This window comes from Micromonospora sp. LOL_023 (assembly GCF_048060115.1).
GTDB lineage: Bacteria > Actinomycetota > Actinomycetes > Mycobacteriales > Micromonosporaceae > Micromonospora_E.
This window is the reverse complement of record NZ_JBHMIM010000014.1, coordinates 46,114-63,822: the sequence shown is the minus strand read 5'-3', so window position 1 is coordinate 63,822 and position 17,709 is coordinate 46,114. Positions and strand designations below refer to the sequence as shown.

At 71.9% G+C, this 17,709-nt stretch carries 17 protein-coding genes and 1 pseudogene; 6 read left to right on the top strand and 12 right to left on the bottom strand.

Annotated features, from left to right (window positions below; translation table 11 throughout):
• Nucleotides 1-121: 121 nt before the first annotated feature.
• Nucleotides 122-2,158: a primary-amine oxidase gene (locus ACFHVL_RS10170; protein WP_416627214.1), complete on the bottom strand. Its 2,037-nt coding sequence runs from the start codon at nucleotides 2,156-2,158 to the stop codon at nucleotides 122-124.
• Between the two features lie 308 nt (nucleotides 2,159-2,466).
• Between ACFHVL_RS10170 and ACFHVL_RS10165 the strand changes: the two genes are divergently transcribed.
• Nucleotides 2,467-3,222 (top strand): GntR family transcriptional regulator, encoded by a 756-nt coding sequence (locus tag ACFHVL_RS10165; RefSeq protein WP_416627213.1) that lies wholly within the window; start codon nucleotides 2,467-2,469, stop codon nucleotides 3,220-3,222.
• On the opposite strand, the gene ACFHVL_RS10160 is transcribed toward ACFHVL_RS10165, so the two are convergent.
• From ACFHVL_RS10160 to ACFHVL_RS10135, 6 genes and pseudogenes are all read right to left on the bottom strand, one after another.
• Nucleotides 3,158-5,650, bottom strand: coding sequence for an FAD-dependent oxidoreductase (locus ACFHVL_RS10160; RefSeq protein WP_416627212.1), 2,493 nt, complete (start codon nucleotides 5,648-5,650; stop codon nucleotides 3,158-3,160). The two genes, ACFHVL_RS10165 and ACFHVL_RS10160, sit on opposite strands and share 65 nt — an antisense overlap.
• A 36-nt stretch (nucleotides 5,651-5,686) precedes the next feature.
• Nucleotides 5,687-7,141: an aldehyde dehydrogenase family protein gene (locus tag ACFHVL_RS10155; RefSeq protein WP_416627211.1), complete on the bottom strand. Its 1,455-nt coding sequence runs from the start codon at nucleotides 7,139-7,141 to the stop codon at nucleotides 5,687-5,689.
• Nucleotides 7,142-7,151: 10 nt separating this feature from the next.
• On the bottom strand, nucleotides 7,152-8,675 hold the full coding sequence (locus ACFHVL_RS10150; protein WP_416627209.1) for a glutamine synthetase family protein: 1,524 nt from the start codon (nucleotides 8,673-8,675) through the stop codon (nucleotides 7,152-7,154).
• Nucleotides 8,668-10,005, bottom strand: coding sequence for a Rieske 2Fe-2S domain-containing protein (locus tag ACFHVL_RS10145; RefSeq protein WP_416627208.1), 1,338 nt, complete (start codon nucleotides 10,003-10,005; stop codon nucleotides 8,668-8,670). The genes ACFHVL_RS10150 and ACFHVL_RS10145 overlap by 8 nt, the downstream gene beginning before the upstream one ends.
• Before the next feature lie 129 nt (nucleotides 10,006-10,134).
• Nucleotides 10,135-10,239 carry a TetR-like C-terminal domain-containing protein gene (locus ACFHVL_RS10140; RefSeq protein ID WP_416627324.1) on the bottom strand — a complete coding sequence of 35 codons (105 nt, stop codon included), beginning with the start codon at nucleotides 10,237-10,239 and terminating at the stop codon, nucleotides 10,135-10,137.
• Nucleotides 10,240-10,355: 116 nt separating this feature from the next.
• Nucleotides 10,356-10,454, bottom strand: a pseudogene (locus ACFHVL_RS10135) (TetR-like C-terminal domain-containing protein); the annotation flags it as partial.
• Nucleotides 10,455-10,501: 47 nt separating this feature from the next.
• Between ACFHVL_RS10135 and ACFHVL_RS10130 the strand changes: the two are divergent.
• The gene (locus ACFHVL_RS10130) at nucleotides 10,502-10,825 is read left to right on the top strand and encodes a zinc-binding dehydrogenase (RefSeq protein WP_416627206.1); all 324 of its coding nucleotides are present in this window, start codon (nucleotides 10,502-10,504) and stop codon (nucleotides 10,823-10,825) included.
• Nucleotides 10,826-10,875: 50 nt separating this feature from the next.
• Complete coding sequence (locus tag ACFHVL_RS10125; protein WP_416627205.1) at nucleotides 10,876-11,460, top strand: ester cyclase; 585 nt, start codon at nucleotides 10,876-10,878, stop codon at nucleotides 11,458-11,460.
• Nucleotides 11,461-11,515: 55 nt separating this feature from the next.
• On the opposite strand, the gene ACFHVL_RS10120 is transcribed toward ACFHVL_RS10125, so the two are convergent.
• A complete protein-coding gene (locus ACFHVL_RS10120) occupies nucleotides 11,516-12,220 on the bottom strand; it encodes a hypothetical protein (RefSeq protein WP_416627204.1) in 705 nt (234 codons plus the stop codon).
• Nucleotides 12,221-12,409: 189 nt separating this feature from the next.
• A complete protein-coding gene (locus ACFHVL_RS10115) occupies nucleotides 12,410-13,327 on the bottom strand; it encodes a DMT family transporter (RefSeq protein WP_416627202.1) in 918 nt (305 codons plus the stop codon).
• On the opposite strand from ACFHVL_RS10115, the gene ACFHVL_RS10110 reads away from it, so the two are divergent.
• Nucleotides 13,326-14,726 carry a PLP-dependent aminotransferase family protein gene (locus ACFHVL_RS10110; protein ID WP_416627200.1) on the top strand — a complete coding sequence of 467 codons (1,401 nt, stop codon included), beginning with the start codon at nucleotides 13,326-13,328 and terminating at the stop codon, nucleotides 14,724-14,726. The genes ACFHVL_RS10115 and ACFHVL_RS10110 overlap by 2 nt on opposite strands.
• A gap of 192 nt (nucleotides 14,727-14,918) precedes the next feature.
• Here the strand turns inward: ACFHVL_RS10110 and ACFHVL_RS10105 are convergent, their stop codons facing one another.
• Both ACFHVL_RS10105 and ACFHVL_RS10100 read right to left on the bottom strand, forming a co-directional pair.
• A complete protein-coding gene (locus ACFHVL_RS10105; RefSeq protein ID WP_278170867.1) occupies nucleotides 14,919-15,110 on the bottom strand; it encodes a DUF397 domain-containing protein in 192 nt (63 codons plus the stop codon).
• Nucleotides 15,101-15,892: a helix-turn-helix domain-containing protein gene (locus tag ACFHVL_RS10100; RefSeq protein WP_416627198.1), complete on the bottom strand. Its 792-nt coding sequence runs from the start codon at nucleotides 15,890-15,892 to the stop codon at nucleotides 15,101-15,103. The genes ACFHVL_RS10105 and ACFHVL_RS10100 overlap by 10 nt, the downstream gene beginning before the upstream one ends.
• Before the next feature lie 197 nt (nucleotides 15,893-16,089).
• Here ACFHVL_RS10100 and ACFHVL_RS10095 point away from each other — a divergent pair, with 197 nt between their 5' ends.
• Entirely contained in the window at nucleotides 16,090-16,626 is a 537-nt protein-coding gene (locus ACFHVL_RS10095; protein WP_416627197.1) for a hypothetical protein, read from the top strand.
• Nucleotides 16,619-16,951 carry a hypothetical protein gene (locus ACFHVL_RS10090; protein ID WP_416627195.1) on the top strand — a complete coding sequence of 111 codons (333 nt, stop codon included), beginning with the start codon at nucleotides 16,619-16,621 and terminating at the stop codon, nucleotides 16,949-16,951. Before ACFHVL_RS10095 ends, ACFHVL_RS10090 begins: the two co-directional genes overlap by 8 nt.
• 74 nt (nucleotides 16,952-17,025) lie before the next feature.
• On the opposite strand, the gene ACFHVL_RS10085 is transcribed toward ACFHVL_RS10090, so the two are convergent.
• Nucleotides 17,026-17,670 carry a maleylpyruvate isomerase family mycothiol-dependent enzyme gene (locus ACFHVL_RS10085; RefSeq protein WP_416627194.1) on the bottom strand — a complete coding sequence of 215 codons (645 nt, stop codon included), beginning with the start codon at nucleotides 17,668-17,670 and terminating at the stop codon, nucleotides 17,026-17,028.
• Nucleotides 17,671-17,709: the final 39 nt, after the last annotated feature.

Below are 17,709 nucleotides of genomic sequence, written 5' to 3'. Positions count from 1 at the left end.
GATGGATTAGTTTTCACTAGGATTGGATCCAAAATTATGGTCGTCGGTACCCAATTCGGGCCCGTATCGCGATTGTGAACGTCTGATGTCACGGGGCAGGGGGTCGGTCGGACCGGCCGGGTCAGGCGGCCGGCACCGCGTCGGTCGTAGCGGAACAGCAGGCGTCGCCGGCGCCCTGGACACCGGTCCCGCCGGCACCGGCACGGGTGCTGGCCGGATCCGGCACGTCCATCGCCGGGTTGCGGTCGAAGAAGCCGTCGGGTTCGAGAATCATGTGGATGGCATCCACCGGCATCACCGGCCACTGCTCCGGGCGCGGGAAGTGGTGGGTGCCGAGCACGGGCCACAGCACCAGCTCGGTGCCGTCGATGCTGCGGTCCTGGCGCTGCCAGACCTGCACCCCGTCGGAGCCCGGCTCAGCATGGTTCGGATACTGCCCGCCGAGGAACTGCTCCTGCGGCGTGTAGGGGGTGGCCCAGAGGTGCTGGTGGATGAAGGGTGCCCGGCGGGCCATCACCGAGTCGGGCCGGGCGAACGACCGGGTGGTGTCGGGCAGCAGCAGCCGGTAGGCCGTCGGTTCGCCGTACCGGTTGGTCTCGGTGGCGCTCTCCACCCGCCACCGGCGGGCGGACGCCGGGTCGGTGCGGCGGGCGGCCTGCGACTCGCGCGTCAACGGGGTACGCACGTTGCGCACCGCGTTGCCGTACGGATCCAGCGCCGGGTCGGTCTCGCCCTCGGCGTGCTCCTCGACCAGCCGGTTGAGCGGCCCGTCCACCGCCATGTCCAGGCGCAGCCCGAAGTAGTGCTGGTGGGTGGGGGTCTGCACGTTGGGCGCGACGATCCGACCGTACCGGACCTCGTCGCCGTCGGCGATCCCGGAGGCCGACAGCATGCCGGTGAGCTTGACCTCCAGCTCGATGCGGCCGTCCTGGTAGAGCGACCAGTAGAAGCCGTAGTCGTAGTTGGCCACGGTCTGGAAGTTGGAGATCACCAACCGGCGCGAACGGCGGACCTGACTGACGCCGCGCCGCAGGTCGTTGTGCTTCCAGAGGACGCTGTGGTCCTCCTCGTGCATGCAGATCGCGTTCGGGATCGTCACCGGGTCGCCGTCGCCGCCGAGGTACGCCGCGTCGAAGTAGTGGATGACGCCGAGGCAGTCACAGCCGAGGGCGAGCGAGTTGGTCAACGGGCCGGCACCGTACTCGCCCCAGTCGAAGAAGTTCTTGCGGTACTGGGTGGAGTTCGGATCCAGGTACGGCACGTACATCTCGTTGCAGGCGGCCCGCTTGACCACCGGCCGGCCCTGGAACTCCAGGTCGTGCAGGACCAGGCCCTCCCGGTGGGTGAAGCCGACCCGCAGCCGCCAGCCCTGCCAGGAGACCTGCCAGCCGTCGACATCGAAGCTGGGACCGTCGGGCTGCACCACCTCGAGCGGCTTGAGGCCGGGGCGGGTCGGCCAGGCGGCGGACTCCAACGGGCCTGCCTCGTCGGAGATCGGCACCACCCCGTGGTCCTCGACGTCGAGGATCTCCATGGTTGTCATGTCGATGATCGGCACGACGCCCTGGACCGGCCGGACGTATCCGTTGTCACCCTCGTCGACCCGGTGCCACACGGTGCCCCAGGTGAGCCGCCGATCGGCGTAGCGCTCCGGCTCGAAGCCGCCCATCGACTCGGCGTCGATCATCACCAGGGAGACGTCGTCGATGCCGCGCTTGGCGAGCACCTCACGAAACAGTGGGTTCTGCCGGCAGGCCGCCGCGGCGGCGCGGGCCTCCTCGGAGGTGATGCCCGGCCGGCGCGGGTCGAGCGGACGCCAGTCCAGGCACCGGTCGGCGGTTGCCGTCTCGGCCTGCGTGGCGTCCCCGTCGCTCCGGCTGTCGTCGCCGGTCAGCGCGACGTCGATCTCCCAGGCGGTGCCGGCGGCATGGTCCATGGCGACCAACCCGATCCGGACCTCGCCGGCCGGGGCGGTGCCGGCCGCGACGGCACGGGCGTGCGCCTCGTCCAGGGTGGCCCCCCAGAAGCGGGTCCGCTGCCCGAGTCGCCCGTCGGCACGGGCGGCGGCCACGGCCCGGGCGATCTCCGCCGGGCTGGGCGGGTCGAGCGGGTGGCTGCGGTGGGTCCGCGGCTGCTGGGTGGGGTGGCAGGCACTCACGGTTGCTCCTGTCGCCGTCGCGGGAGTCGTTCCGGTGCGGTCCGGCTCGCCTGGGGTCGCTCTGCGTCGCGTCGGTGCGGCCGTGGCGGGCCGGTGCTTTCGGAGAACTCCCTGGCCAAGGTAGTCTCGGATACTACCGCAGGATCTTTGGATCCAAAACCTGGATCCAAAGCCAAAGGTGCGGGACCCGCAGCCTTCCGGGCGGGGTTGCTATCGTGACAGCCACATCGCACCACTGTGGAGGCGATGGCAGCCCGGCCGCCGCCCGGCCGGCTGCGCCGCACATCGATCAGACAGGGGCACCGGGCATGCCGCCAGCCAGCTTGGAAACGACCAGCAGTGCCCTCGTCGACGCCACCGCGGCCGCCATCCGCGCCAAGATCATGTCCGGTGAGATCCCGATCGGCGCCCAGCTGCGCCAGGCCGAGCTGGCCAAACTTCTCGGGGTCAGCCGTACCCCGGTCCGCGAGGCGCTGCGTCAACTGCAGACCGGCGGGCTGATCGAGGTGGTACCGCACCGGGGCGCCGTGGTCCGGGTCCCCGCCCCGTGGGAGGTCCGCGAGGCCTACGAGGTCCGCGCCGAACTGGAGGCGCTGACCTGCGAACGGGCGGTCAGCCGGATCACCGACGACATCCTCGACGAACTGCGCGAGGCCAACTCGCTGCTGCGCCGCACCGAGCGGACCAGCCGGGGCGGGATCCCGCAACGGCGCGTCGAGGACGGCCCGATGCTCGCCCGGAGCCGGGTCGCCCTGGCCACCTCGACCAACGCCGCCAACGACCGGTTCCACACCCTGATCCACCAGGTCGCCGGCAACGACTGGCTGGCCCGGGTGATCAAGGAGATCAACGAGGCGTTCCCGCGCAACGTCTCCGCCCTGGTGCTGCAGGACAACCCACGGCACCGCGACGACAACTTCCACGAACATGAGCGGATCATCGCCGCGTTGGTCGAGCAGGACGGCGCACTGGCGCGGCGCGAGATGCAGGCTCATGTGATCAGCGCCGGTGAGCAGTTGGCTCGCTGGTACGAGCGGCGGTCCGCGACGGTGTTCCGGGGATGATCGCCGACGGGGCGAGAAAGGCCAAATCCGGCCGGGGTACGCCGGTGGCCAGGTCGGCCAACGCCGCCCCGATCGCCGGGCCGAACTTGAACCCGTGGCCGGAGCAGGCCGCCGCGACCAGCACCTGCGGGTACGCCGGCAGCGCACCGACCGCGAACCGGTTTCCCGGCGCCATCGTGTAGCGGCAGGCCACCTCGGCGGTCACCGGACCGTCGGCGGCCGGCAGGAAACGACGGGCCACGGTCAGCAGTGCGTCCCGCTCGGCCGCGGTGACCGGGCCGGGCCGGGCGCTCAGGTCGTCGACCGGGCCGTGGTCGAAGCCGACCTTCACCGGATCCAGCCCGTAGGCCGGGATGCCGTAGAGCAGGCCGACGCCGGGGACCTCCACGGAGAACGGCCCCAGTGCGGACGGGCTCAGCAGCGCCGGCGTGGACGATTCGATGTGGATGTTGACGATTCGCACAGCGGTGAGCTGGTCGGCGAACTCCGGCACCAGGTCGGCGGTCCACGCCCCGGCGCAGATCACCAGGCGGTCGGCGAGCAGATCACCGGCGTCGGTGTGCACCCGTACCCCGGTGCCCTCCAATGTCCAGCCGGTGACCGCGCGACCGTCGTGCCGCTGCACGCCAGCGGCCGCGCCGAGCTCGGCGAGCGCGGCCATCGCGGCGGCGGCGTCGATGATGCCGGCCGCCGGGTCGTGCACCGCGACCATGTCGTCGCCGAGCACCAGACCCGGCAGGATCCCGGCGGCCTGATTCGCGTCGACCAGCACACAGTCCGGGCCACGCAGGGTGCTGGTGGCCCGGGCCGGACGGGCGTACAGGCCGCCGACCGTGGTCACCAGCCGCCGGCCGGCGGCGCGCTCCAACTCGTGCCAGGCGGTGTAGGCCCGGTCGACCAGGTCGTTCCAGACCGGGGACGGGTAGGCGCGGCGAATCATCCGGGTACGCCCGTGCGAGGACCCCTCGGTGTGCCCGGCCGGCAGCCGGTCGAGCTGCACCACCCGGGCCCCCCGGGCGGCCAACGCCCAGGCGGTGCTGCGGCCGTGGACACCGGCCCCGACCACGATCACGTCGGCCCGTTGCGCGCCGCAGGCCAGGGCCGGCACCGCGACTGGGGCATCGTTCGGTGCCGGAGCCTGCACCTGCACCGGTGCCGGAGCCTGGGCTGGCACCGAAACCTGGACAGATGTCGGCGCCGGCCCGGACATCGCCGGTGTCGACGCGACGGGCGACGCCGACCGGGCGAGCTGGGCGAGCAGTGCGTCCACCTCGGTGTCGTCGTTGTAGACGTGCACCGAGGCGCGGACCACCGCCGGCAGGCCGCGCCGGCCCAGATCCCACTGGCCGTGGCTGGCCGGCACGGCGACCAGATGCAGACCCGCCGCGCGCAACGTGCGTACCGTCGTGGTCGGTTCCTCGCCGGTACGCACGAAGGTCACGATGCCGCCGCCGGCCGCCGGCGGGTCGACCACGGTCACCCCGGCGGTCTCCCGCAGCCCGGCACGCAGCCGGGCGGCCAGCCCGTCGACGTACGTCGAGATCGCGTCGACGCCGAGGGTGAGCGCCTCGGCGAGCGCGGTACCCAGCCCGAGGCGCAGCGCGTGCGACGCCTCCCAGGTCTCGTACCGCCGGGCCCCCGGCAGCAGGTCGTACTCTTCGTCGCCGGTCCACCGGGCACCGCGTACGTCCGGGGTGAGCGGGCGGGCCCGCTCGCGCAACGCCGGATCGAGGTAGAGCAGGCCGGTGCCACGCGGCCCCCGCAGGAACTTGCGGCCGGTCCCGACCAGGATGCCGGCCCGCATCTGCCGCACGTCCACCGGCAGCTGGCCGACCGACTGGGTCGCGTCGACCAGCAACGGCACCCCGGCCGCGGCGGTCAGCGCGCCGATCTGTGCGACCGGTTCGATCAACGCCGACGAGGTCGGCACGTGGGCCACGGTGACCAGGGCGGCCGGCGTACGCAGCGCCTGCTCCAGGCGGGTCAGGTCGACGCCGCCGCTGCTGTCGGCGGGCAGCACCTCGACGACGATGCCCCGGGTACGGCGCAGTTCGAGCAGGTGCAGCGCGGAACTGACATAGCTGGACCCGGCGGCGAGGATCCGGTCGCCGGGACGCAGCCGCAGCGCGTCGATCGCCCGATGCCAGGCCACAGTGGCGCTCTCGACCAGGGCGATGTCGTCTGCGGCGGCACCGATCAGCTCGCCGGCGAGCTGGTAGACCTGGGCGCTGCGGTCCGCCGCGGCCTCGGCCGCCTCGTAGCCGCCGAGGCGCGACTCCAGCCGCAGATGCTCGATGACCGTGTCGAGCACGGCAAGACTTGGCAGGGCGGCACCGGCGGAGTTGAGATGGTGGGCCAGGGTCGCGCCGGGAGTCGCGGCACGCAGCGCCACGACGTCCAGCCCGGTCCGGGATGCGGTGTCTGTCACGGTCGGTCCTATCAGTGTTCGGGGCGGCACCCGTGGTCAGAGCGAGACGACGACACCCTTGCGTTCGCAGAAGGAGTGCAGGCCCTCGTCGCCCAGGTCCCGGCCCAGACCGGAGTCGCCGACGCCGCCGAAGGACAACGCCGGGTCGAAGATGTTGTACGTGTTCACCCATACCGTGCCGACCCGCAGCGCGGCGGCCATCCGGTGCGCCCGGGACAGGTCCCGGGTCCACACTCCGGCCGCCAGCCCGTACGACGTGTCGTTGCCGATCGCGACCGCCTCGTCCTCGTCGTCGAAGGCGATCACCCCGGTCACCGGCCCGAAGATCTCCTCGCGGGCGATCACCATGTCGTTGCGGACCCCGGTGAACAGGGTCGGCTCGACGAAGTAGCCCGGCCGGTCCGGCACCCCGCCACCGACCGCGACCGTCGCGCCCTCCCGGACACCGGTCTCGATGTACGACAGCACCTGCTGGCGTTGCTCCTCGGAGACCAGCGGGCCGACGGTCACCCCGCCGTCCAGACCGTTGCCCAGTGGCACCCGGCGGGTCGCCGCCGCCAGCCGCTCGGTCATCTCGTCCAGGATTGACCGTTGCACGAGCAGCCGGCTGCCGGCCGTGCACATCTGCCCGGAATGACCGAACGACGCCCGCATCGCGGTCAGCACCGCGGCGTCCAGGTCGGCGTCGGCGAAGACGATGTTCGGGCTCTTGCCGCCCAGCTCCAGAGTGAGCCGCTTGGTGGTGGGTGCCGCACCGGCCATCACGATCCGACCCACCTCGGTGGAGCCGGTGAACGACACCTTGGCCACCTGAGGATGGGCCACCAGGGCCGCCCCGACCTCGCCGTCACCGGTGAGCACGTTGAAGACCCCGGGCGGTACGCCGGCCTCGGCCGCCAGCGCGGCCAGCCGCAGCATGGTCAGCGGGGTCTGCTCGGCCGGTTTGACCACCACCGGGCAGCCGGCCGCCAGCGCCGGGGCCAGCTTGAAGCTGCCGGTCATGATCGGAAAGTTCCACGGCAGGATCAGCGCGGCCACCCCGACCGGCTCCAGCACCGTGTAGACGTGGTGCGCGCCGCCGTCGATCGGCACCACGGTGCCGGTCAGCCGGCTGGTCGCCCCGGCGAAGTGCCGGAACGCGCGGGCCGCCGAGGCGGTGTCGGCGCGGGAGCGCTCGATCGGTTTGCCGTTGTCGCGGGTCTCCAGCACCGCCAGCTCTTCGAGATGCGTCTCGATCAGGTCGGCCAGCCGGTGCAGCACCCGGGTGCGCTCCAACGGGGCCAGCCCGCTCCACCGCCGGTCGGCGTAGGCACGGGTGGCTGCGGCCACCGCGGCGTCGACGTCGTCGGCGGTGGCCTGGGCGACCCGGCTGATCACCGCACCGGTGGACGGGTCCCGGACCTCGATCAGGGTGCGCTCCCCCGGTGCGATCCACGCACCGTCGACGTGGAACGGCTCCAGCTCGGCCAGCGGGGCGACGGATGACGTCATCAGGCAGCTCCTAGAACAGGTCGAAGTACTCGCGCTGCTCCCAGTCGGAGACGTGCGCGAGGTAGCGGGCGAACTCGCGGCGCTTGAGCGTCGCGTACCAGGAGATCACCGGTGCGCCGAGCGCGGCGGCGAACGCCGGATCGGTTTCCAGCGCAGACACCGCCTCGGCGAGCGAGGCCGGCAACCGGGGAGCGTCGGCGGCGTACGGATCCCGCACCGCCGGCGGTGGGACAAGCCGGCGGTCGATTCCGTCCAGGCCGCTGACCAGCTGCGAGGCCACATAGAGGTACGGGTTGGCGGCCGGTTCGCCGCAGCGGTTCTCCAGCCGTACGCCGGTGTCGGAGCCGGCACCGACCGCCCGCACCATCGCCCCCTTGTTGTCGATGCCCCACGCCACCCGGTCCGGGGCCAGCGAGAACGGCAGGTAGCGCTTGTAGCCGTTGACCGTCGGGGTGGCGAACGCGGCGGCGGCGCCGGCGTGCTCCAGCAGCCCGGCCAGGTAGTGCCCGGCCAGCGGCGACAACGCGTCGCCGGCGTCGGTCGGGTCGAAGACCGCCGCCCCGGAGTCGATGGCGCGCAGCGACTGGTGCAGATGCCAACCGGTGGAGGCGGTCTCGGCGCCGGCCGGCCGGGACATGAAGGTGGCGTGGTAGCCGTGCCGGCGGCAGATCTGGCGGATCGCCGAGCGGGCCAGCAGCACCTGGTCGGCGGCGTCCGCCGCCTCCCCGGCGGTCATGGTGATCTCGAACTGACTGGGCCCGAACTCCAGCTCCAGGCTGCGCAGCGGCAGGTCGAGCCGGGTCAGGCCGTGGTGCAGCAGTTGGACGATGTCGTCGGCCCGGTCCAGCCCGTCCTCGTGCAGCAGCTGGGCACCCCGGCTGACCGGACGCACCGCGCTGGCCCGCCCGGGCGCACCGGGGCGGCCCACCTGGTCGGCCCCGAGCTGGTCGGTGTCAGCGGCGAAGACGTGGAACTCCAGCTCGGCGCCGACGGTCATCGCGTACCCGGCGGCGGCCAGCCGGTCGAGTTGGCCGCGCAGCAGGCTGCGGGTGCAGAACGGCACCGCGGACCCGTCGGGAAACCGCAGGTCGCAGAGCACCCAGCCGGTCCGTTTGGTCCAGGGCAGCACCCGGAAGGTGGTCGGATCCGGCACCAGCACGATGTCTCCGGCACCGGCGAAGCCGGCCACCGGAACCTGCGGGTCGGCGGCGAAGACCGGGAAGACCGACGCCCCGGACGGATCCTTGAGCAGCAGCGACGACGGGGCGGTCACCCCGGAGCGCAACGCGGCGGTGGCCGCCTGGCGGGTCAGGGTCTTGCCGTGCAGCACGCCGTGCTGGTCGGCGAAGGAGAACCGGATCAGCTCGATGCCGAGCTCGTCGACGACCCGGCGCAGTTGGCCGGCGGCGGCGTACTGGGCGTCGGTCCAGAGCTGGTGGCGGTCGATGAAGCCGCCCCGGTCGGCGGCGAGCATCGGCAGCGCGGACGCGCCTTCGCCGCCGTCGGCGACCGGCCGTTCGTCGACGCTACGCATCGCTGCCCGCCGGCTCAGCCTGCCCGGCCGCCCAGGGTGAGCTGGCCCGGCGCTGTGCCTCGCGGTCGCGCCAGGTCTGCTCCCAGTCGGCGGTCGGGGCGACGGTGTCGACGGCGAGCGGGCCGGTCAACGCGGCGGCGGCGGCCCCGTCGGTGGGGCGGGCCGGTAGCGGATTGCCGGCTTCGACGGCGTCGATGGCGCGCAGCAGCAGCCGGCGGTTGGCGGTCACCGCCCGGTCGGAGACACCGAGCCGCTCGACCGTCCGGTCCTGAATGGGGCCCATGCTCTCCACCGCCCACTGGTCGTGGACGTTGATGTCCAGGCCCATCCCGGTGTAGGTCAGGTCGCGTTGCTCGGCCGGGTCGAAGCCCCAGTTGTTGGCGCGGTTGCGCAGCGGGCGGTAGTCCGGCAGGGAGACCTCGGCGAGGCGCTGGTCGAGCAGGGTCTGCTTGTCGGTCGGCTCGGCGAAGTCGTAGAAGATCATGTACCAGTAGTGGTGGAAGTCGTCGATCGGCACGTGCCACTGGCAGAAGACCTTGCTGTTGCCGAAGGGCACCACGAACGCGTTGGGAAAGACCAGGTTCGTGACGCGTACGTGCCGGATCTCCTCGGTGAGCTGGCGCAGCGCGTACACCCGCAGACCGTGCTCGGCCTGCTCGACCTCGATGTCCGGCCGGTACGCGTCGCCGACCAGTTTGGACAGCTTCTGCCCGGTGCCGGCGACCTCCTCACTGAACTGCTGTCCGTAGACGTCGCGCGGATCCTCCTCGATGAACCTGTGCAGGAAGGAGACGTGACTGGGGTCGATGCCGCCCTCGACGCCCTGCAGCCAGTTGCACTCCCACAGCCCTTTGAAGGCGAAGGTGTACTCGTCGGGGGCCTGGAAGCAGTCGTAGTGCGGCATCGGTGGCGGGTCGCCCTCGCCGAGGTAGGCGAAGACGATGCCGTTGCGCTCGACGCACGGGTAACTGGGGATGCGCACCTTGCTGGCGAAGGTGCTGTGCGGTGGCTCGGCGGGCTGCTCCAGACAGCGCCCGTCCGGGCCGTACAGCCAGCCGTGGTAGAGGCAGCGCAGCCCGCCGTCCTCGTGCCGGCCGTACGCCAGGTCGACGCCCCGGTGCGCACAGAACCGCCCGACCAGTGCCCAACCGCCGTCGGGCCGTTTGAAGATCACCAGGTCCTCGCCGAGCAGCCGGACCGGTTTGACCGGCCGCTGCGGGTCCACCTCCGAGACCAGCGCCGCCGGCTGCCAGTACGCGCGCATCAGCCGGCCGAGCGGCGTGCCCGGCCCGGACCGGGTGATCCGCTCGTTCTCCTCGCGCCGCAGCATGGCACCCCTCCCAGCTAGGCATCCGATCACTCTTGCATTGGATCCAATCCTGGCACAGATGTGGGCAGTGCGATAGATGCAGCATCCCTCGATCCCGAGTGTGGTTGGCCGACCCTGAGCGATCCGCGCTCAGGGCACCAGGATGCCGTCCACTTCTGCAGCGAACAGTTGGGCCGGGTCGATGCCCATGCCGGTGAAGTGGCCGGCGAGCTCCAGGGACAGGACGCCGTGCAGCCGGGTTCAGAAGGCGAGTGCCCGCGCATGGCCGCCGGTGGGGCGGGATGCCCGCGGGCCCACTGCCGGTGTTCGGCGAGATGCGCGTCGAGTGGGGTCGCCGGGCCGGTCGACGCCAGGGCGGCACCGGCATCGAGCAGGGCCGCCATGATCTCGCCAGCGATCGCGGTGACGTCGTCCGGCGCCCGGTAGCCGGGAACCGGTGTGCCGTAGATGAGCAGGTACCGGTGCGGGTCGGCGAGGGCCCAACCGCGCAGGGCGTGTGTCGTACGGCAGCGCCGCCACCCGCGACGACACCGGGTCCAAGCAGTTGCCGGTGCTGAAACTGCTCGGCCGGGTGTGGCTGTGGAACGCGCTGCCGAACCGCCGCCACGCGTACTTCTACAACCTCTGGGCCGGTCGGGCCACCGGCAAAGACCGGTTCCGGGCCCGGCTGCGCGCCGACCTCACCGACGTGTTCACCGCCGCGCGACGCGGTGACCTCACCGCCACGATCGCCGCCGAACTACCGCTGGTCCGCATCGCGGACGCCCTGCGGCTGGCCGAGTCCGGCACCGTCGCCGGCAAGGTCGTCCTCACCCCGTGACCGTCCGACCTGCCAGCTCGGATCGACTCCCAACCAGAAGGAGAATCATCGTGGCCACCACCCGTACCCCCAGCCGGCACAACCGGATGCGGCTGCTCATCGCCACCACGGTCGCCGCCGTGGCCCTTCCTGCGACCGCCGCCACCGGGGTCGCCCTCGCCTCGTCACCGACCGACAACCGGCCGGCCGCCAGCGCGCCGGATCCCCGAGGCGGCCCGAAGCAGACCGAGGCGATGCTCGACACCTGGCTGCAGCTGTGGAACGGCGACTACGCCAAGGCACCCGGGATCATCTCCCCGGACATCGAGGTCCACGCCGCGCTCATGGACGGCGGCGACGGCAGCGGCATCCGGGGACCCGAGGGCATGGTGGCCTGGATCGGCGAGCTCCGCGCGGCGTTCCCGGACCTGGTGTTCACCGTGGAGGTCGGCCCGCTGATCGACGGCCGGTACGCCGCCCTGCGGTGGATCGCCACCGGGACCTATGCCGGCGGACTACCCGGCGCCCAGGCGGCACCGGGAACCGTCGTCACCTTCACCGGGACCGACACCCTACGCATCTACGGTGGCAAGTTCGTCGAGTACTGGCTCAACAGCGATTCCCTGCTGCTGATGCAGCAGCTCGACGCGTTCTGATCCACGCACGCGGGCGGGTCGACGGGCACCGTCGGCCCGCCCTGGCCCGCGATACCTACGACAGGTCGCCCGGGCGCGGCACCCACCAGTCGCCGAGGACCCCGTGCAGGAGCAGGATCAGCAGGCCGATCAGGATCGCCGCGAGCAACCCGACCGCGAACCCGAGGATGCCGGAATTCCGACGCTGCCCGCCGAGGTCGCCGACACCGGGCGGAGCCACGGACGGAATCGACCATGGTCGGTCGCGTGCCAGCCAGAACAGCAGGCCGAGCCCGAACGGGACCAGGTAGACCAGCCAGAACCAGTACCACCGCGTACCCCGCACCGGGGCCGGCCCGCCCACGACGATGGCGAGAAACACGACGCCAAGGACGAACCCGATCCTGGTGCCCACCCGGCCGACCGACTGGACGCCACCGACCCGGTCCTCCAGTCCGGCGACGCGCAACTCCTGCCCGATGGCGGCGGCGCCGGGCCCGGCGAAGTTCCCGAGATCGGCGGCGCCCGTGACAGGGAAATCGCCGGAGACCTCGGTATCGGTCCAGCGCACCCGGCCATCGCTGGTACGCCATGCGAACACCGGGCCGAGCTGACCGGACGACCGCAGGGCCGCCGGGCTGAACCAGGCACGCGGGCCAGCGTCCCAGCGTTCACCCCAGTGGTACGCCACCACCCCCCAGCCGCAATGTCCGCCGTCGCCTGGTCGTAGCTCTGTTGGCGGGGTGCCGTCCACCAGGCCGTCACCGCCGCGAACAGCCACAGCAGGACCAGCCCGAGCCGCAGCATCGACCACCACCGCACGGTCGGTGTGGCCAGTACGCCGCGTGCACCGTCGCTCATGGACGCATTATCGCAGCGCGGTCCCGCGCGAACACGAGCCGCGACGACGCACGGTCGAACCTCGTACCGCGTACCGGCGGGTCCTGACAACATCTGGTGGCGGTGGGCCTCAACGGGTCCGCCCCCGCTGGTACTGGGTCAGTACCACGCAGGCCAGCACGCCCAGCGCCGTCGTCACCGAGGCTGCGCCGACCGTCTCGCCGAGCAGCGCGGCGGACCAGAGCAGGGTGAGGACCGGCTGGGCCAGCTGGATCTGACCGACCCGGGCGATGCCGCCCCGGGCCAGCCCGGCGTACCAGGCGAAGAAGCCCAGAAACATCGAGACCACGGTGAGATAGCCGAACGCCAACCAGGTGAGCACGTCGGCGCGCGGGGGCCGGGCTGCGGCGGCGGCCACCGTCACGACCACGGTGACCGGCAGCGACAGCAGCAGCGCCCAACAGATCGTCCGGGCGCCACCGAGTTCACGGGCCAGCGCACCACCCTCGGCGTACCCGAGACCACACAGGACGACCGCGACGAGCAGGAACAGATCGGCGGCGGTCAGCGCGCCGCGTACCGCGCCGCTGGCGAACAGGAAGCCGAACACCGCAGCCAGCCCACCGGTCGCGGCGGCCCAGAACAGCGGCGGCGGGCGCTCACCCGCCCGGAACACCGCGAACACGGCGGTGACGGCCGGCAGTACGGCGATGACGACCGCCCCGTGTGCCGACGGCTGGGTGGTCAGCGCCAGGGAGGTGAACAGCGGGAACCCGACGACGACGCCGAGGGCGACGACCGACAGCCGCCGCCATTGGCTGCGGGTGGGTCGCGGCGCACCGACGAGCCGCAGGTACGCCCAGGCGAGCAGCGCCGCACCGACGGCTCGACCGAAGGCGACGAACCACGGGTCGAGGTGTTGCACGGCGACCCTGGTGGCGGGTAGTGACATGCTGAACGCGAGCACCCCCAGCGCGCCGAGGGCGAGCCCGGTGAAGCGATCCGCTGTTACCGGCCGGACAGCAGTAGCGCTACTCTTGTCTTTCATGAATGACGGTAACGCAGCCGATCGCGTTATCCAAGATCTGCTCCGGTTGGTCGCCGCCGCGACCCCCGGGACCCGGCTGCCCCCGGTACGCGAGCTGACCGCCCGGCACGGCGCCTCGCCGGTGACCGTCGCCGAGGCGGTCCGGCACCTGGTGGCACGGGGGCTGATCGAGGCGCGACCCGGCAGAGGCACCTTCGTCGCCGCCCGGCCCGACGATCGACACACGCCGGAAGGGGCACCCGATCTGGCGTGGCAGACGGTGGCGCTCGGCGCCCGCCGGCCGGGTGAGGACGAGATGCAGGCGTTGCTGGCGTTGCCGAGACCAGGTGCGATCGCGCTGACCGGCGGCTATCTGGACGCGCAGCTGCAGCCGGCGGCGGCGCTCGGCGCGGCGCTCGCCCGGGCCGCCCGCCAGCCCGCCACCTGGCAGCGCGGCCCGGTCGAAGGGCGGGAAGACCTGCGCGCCTGGTTCGCCCGCGCGGCCGGAACCCAGCTACGCACCGACGACATGATCATCTGCTCGGGCGGGCAGGCCGCGCTGTCCACCACGTTGCGGGCCCTCGCCACCCCCGGTGACACGCTGCTCGTCGAATCCCCCACGTACCTGGGAGCGTTGGCCGCCGCCCGCGCGAACGGGCTGCGGGTGGTGCCGGTGCCGGCCGACCCCGATGGCGTACGCCCGGATCAGCTCGCCGCCGCGTTCGCCCGGACCGGCGCGCGGCTGTTCTACTGCCAGCCGCTGCACGCCAACCCGACGGGAGCGACGCTGGCCGCGCACCGCCGGGCGGCGGTCATGGCGGCGGTACGCGACGCCGGAGCGTTCCTGATCGAGGACGACTACGCCCGCGACCTCACCATCGACGGCGAAGCCCCACCGCCGCTGGCCGCCGACGACGTCAACGGGCACGTGGTCTACCTGCGCTCGCTGACCAAGTCGGCCGCGCCTGGCCTGCGGGTGGCCGCGCTCGGCGCGCGCGGCCCGGCCGGTGCCCGGCTGCGGGCCGCTCGACTGCTCGACGACCTCTTCGTCGCCGGCCCGCTGCAGCAGGCCACTGTGGAGCTGGTGACCGCACCGGCCTGGCCACGACACCTGCGCACGCTGCGTACCGCCTTGCGGGCCCGGCGGGACGCGCTGCTGGCCGCGCTACGCCGGCACCTGCCCGAGCTCGTTCCGACCACAGTGCCCGGTGGCGGGCTGCACCTGTGGGTGACACTGCCCGACGGCACCGTCGATGTCGCACTTGCCGACGCAGCCGCAACGGAGGGCGTGGTCGTCTTCCCCGGCCGTCCCTGGTACGCGGCCGAACCACCGGCACCGCACCTGCGCCTGACCTACGCCGCCGCCCCACCCGACCAGATGGACGAGGCCGTCCGCCGCCTCGCCACGGCAATCAGGTGATCAGCCGACGGCCCCGGCACCTTGCGGGGTCAGGGCTGCCGGTTGAGTCTGATGCCAGAGGTGCATCAAGATGCACCTCTGGCATCAAGCCGTCGACGGCACCATGTACCCCGGGAGCCGGCACCGAGGCACGTCGCTCAGCGACGAGCCCCGCACCGCGTCCGGTACGGGGCCGTCGCCGTGATGGTCGGGTCAGCGGGCCTTCGCCAGCTCGACGAACGCCGACCAGGCCGCCGAACCGAACGTCAACGTCCCACCGTCGCGGTCCTTCGTGTCCCGGACCAGGACCCGCCCAGGAAGGTTGTCCGCCACCTCGACGCAGGTAGACCCACCGTTGCCGGATCGACTGGACTTCCGCCAGCTCGGCTCCCGGGTCATGTCCATGTCTCTGCCACTTCCTTGATCATCCTCGCCGCCGCTGAGTGCGGCAGCGCCTCGCTCCGCATAGCGTCCCATCGGGCGTGGAGGGCCGCAATGTCGTTAGGTCGGTCGGTGATCCCTGCCTCCAGGGCCGCATCGATGTGGGCGGCTTCAGTGCCCTCTGCACTCCTGGCCAGGATGAACGCGCCCGCCAGCCCGGCATGCGGTCCGGCTTCAGAGGGGATCACCTGTAAGTGCACGTGGGGCATTTCTGACACCTCCAGCAAACGTTCGTACTGCTCGCGCATCACCGTGGCGTTTCCCACGGTCCGCCGGAGTGCCTGCTCATCGACTACGAAGAACACCATGGGAGGCGTCGGTTCACGGCACAACACCGCTTGCCTATCCATCCGCGACGACAGCCGCTGCTCAATTTCCACTGCCGTCAGCAGTCCGCCCCATGAGAGAACCGCGCGCGCGTACGCCTCGGTCTGCAGCAACCCGGGGATGAGACTCGGCTCGAACCAGCGCAGCACCGCAGCTTCGCGCTCAATCTCGATCCACTCACGGAGCCATACGGGGGCGGATTCACTGACCACGAAGTTCTGATAGAGGTGCACAAAGGTGGTCCCGTAACGTCCATCGACTCTAGCGAGGTAGTCCGGCAGCGCCGCACGGTTGCCGCGCTCGATAGCACTGACATGCTGCGCCGAGTATCCGATGCTGGCACCCCACTGTTCCTGTGTCAGCCCTGCCGACTCACGGAAGCGCCGAAGACTCATGATCAGGTATTCGCTCGGGCTCATCGGTTTCATGTTCTCCAGGCTCTCCTCAGGACCATGGGACGGTTCTTCAGACAGGGCCTCTTTCTCTCCGCGACAAGCGCTGTACTGACTCGCCCTATCCGATCGGTCGCCTAATCTTCCGCGATCGCACCAGCACAGTCCAGGGTAGAGAGCAACAGGAGTACAGCCTCGGTCCAACTTCCATTCGAGGGGGATCAGTGATCAGGAACGATGGGATCGGCGGAACACCTCGCCTCGCCCGGTACACATCTATCGGCACACCGCGCGACGGGGCACGGTACGACGTCGACCCGACGCCGAACCGGCCGCCGCTGCCGAAGCGGAACCCCGGCGAGACCGACCCGGATCAGGACCAGCGCTTCCAGCTCACCGGAGCCCGCGCCACCGCCCCGGCCCCGGCCGGTGCCCGCAACGGTCCGGTTTACGACGGCCCAGCCCGCTCCCCGGAGCTGTCCCGGGCGGTCCACGACGCCAACTCGACCGCCCGCACCCACATCCCCAACCGCACGACCGGGGAATGCCACCGATGCGGCGGCATCGTCGCACCATGCCGACCGTTCCTCCGGGCCATGGCCATCCTCGACCGCTGGGACCCGTCCAGCGCCCGACGGATCCGCGCCGTACTGCAGCTGTCCGGCCTGTGGCCCGTCGGCGACGACCCCGAGCCCGACGACGGTGGCGACAGCTACGGCGGCGACTCCACCCAACCGGACCAGGCGCCCGACGGTGCCTGAACCGGATCCGGAGCCGCTGGTCCGCGCCGACGACCGGGTGACCCTGGCACCGACGGATTACCAGGGTGGACGGCGGTCGCTCACCATCGACGTGTCCAAGGTCAGCCCCGACATGCCCTGGTGCGACTGGATCCTCATTGTCGGCACCGAAGCCAGCGACCGCCCTGACCGGGACGGCATGCCGGTCAGCGCCCGCGCGGTCAAGGAGGCGCTACGCCGCCCCGGCGTCGTCGCCAGAGGCCAGCCGCCGGGCCCGTACCCCGGTTTGGTGGAGCTGGCCCGCCGCAACCGCGAGCAGTACCCGCACCGCTGGACGCGGACCTGAAGCTCCCCGGGGCGCGGACCTGAACCCGGATCGGTCCGCGTTCCGGGGCCCCGACGCCCCTGGGGCCTACCCGGTCAGCACCGGTTCGCCGACCGGTCGGTGAACCGGTCGGCCACGTCGCCGACGAGTCGGCCCGGCGGGAGGCGACGGCCGGACAGCACCAGCAGCAGGTCCTGTGCCGTCCCACGCACCGGCGTTCCGGTGCCGTGCCGCCAGTCGAGGTCGGTGGCCTGCAACTGGACGCCGGTCAGATCGACACCGAAGTAGGCCAGGTTTCGGGGCCGCAGCCCGGCCAGCACCAGGGACAGCCGGTCGAGCGGCACCCGGTGACCGAGCCCGAGTCCGACGGTGATGTCCAGACCGTGGATGACCTCGTGGGCGAGCGCCCCGGCCGGGCCGCCACCGGGCGGTGTCCACGGGTGGGTGACGTTGTCCCGCAACGTAACCAGCAACTGCTCGTGCGACATGGCGGCGGCGTCGCGCCGGGCACTGCGGTCGGCCATCCGGTCGAACCGGCCACCGGCGCGGACCAGGCCCAGCATCATCCGGCCCGGTGAGGTACGGAAGGCCATCGTGATGTGGGCGACCACCTCACGTACCCGCCAGCCGGCGCACAGCGTCGGCCCGTCCCACTGACCCGGGCCAAGTCCGGCGAGCAGCGTCACCAGGTCCCGGCGGTGCGCGACGACCGCTGCCCGTACCTCGTCGGTGTAGTCCATGATTCGTCCCTCCGTGACCGACGCGACGATCGCGCCCTC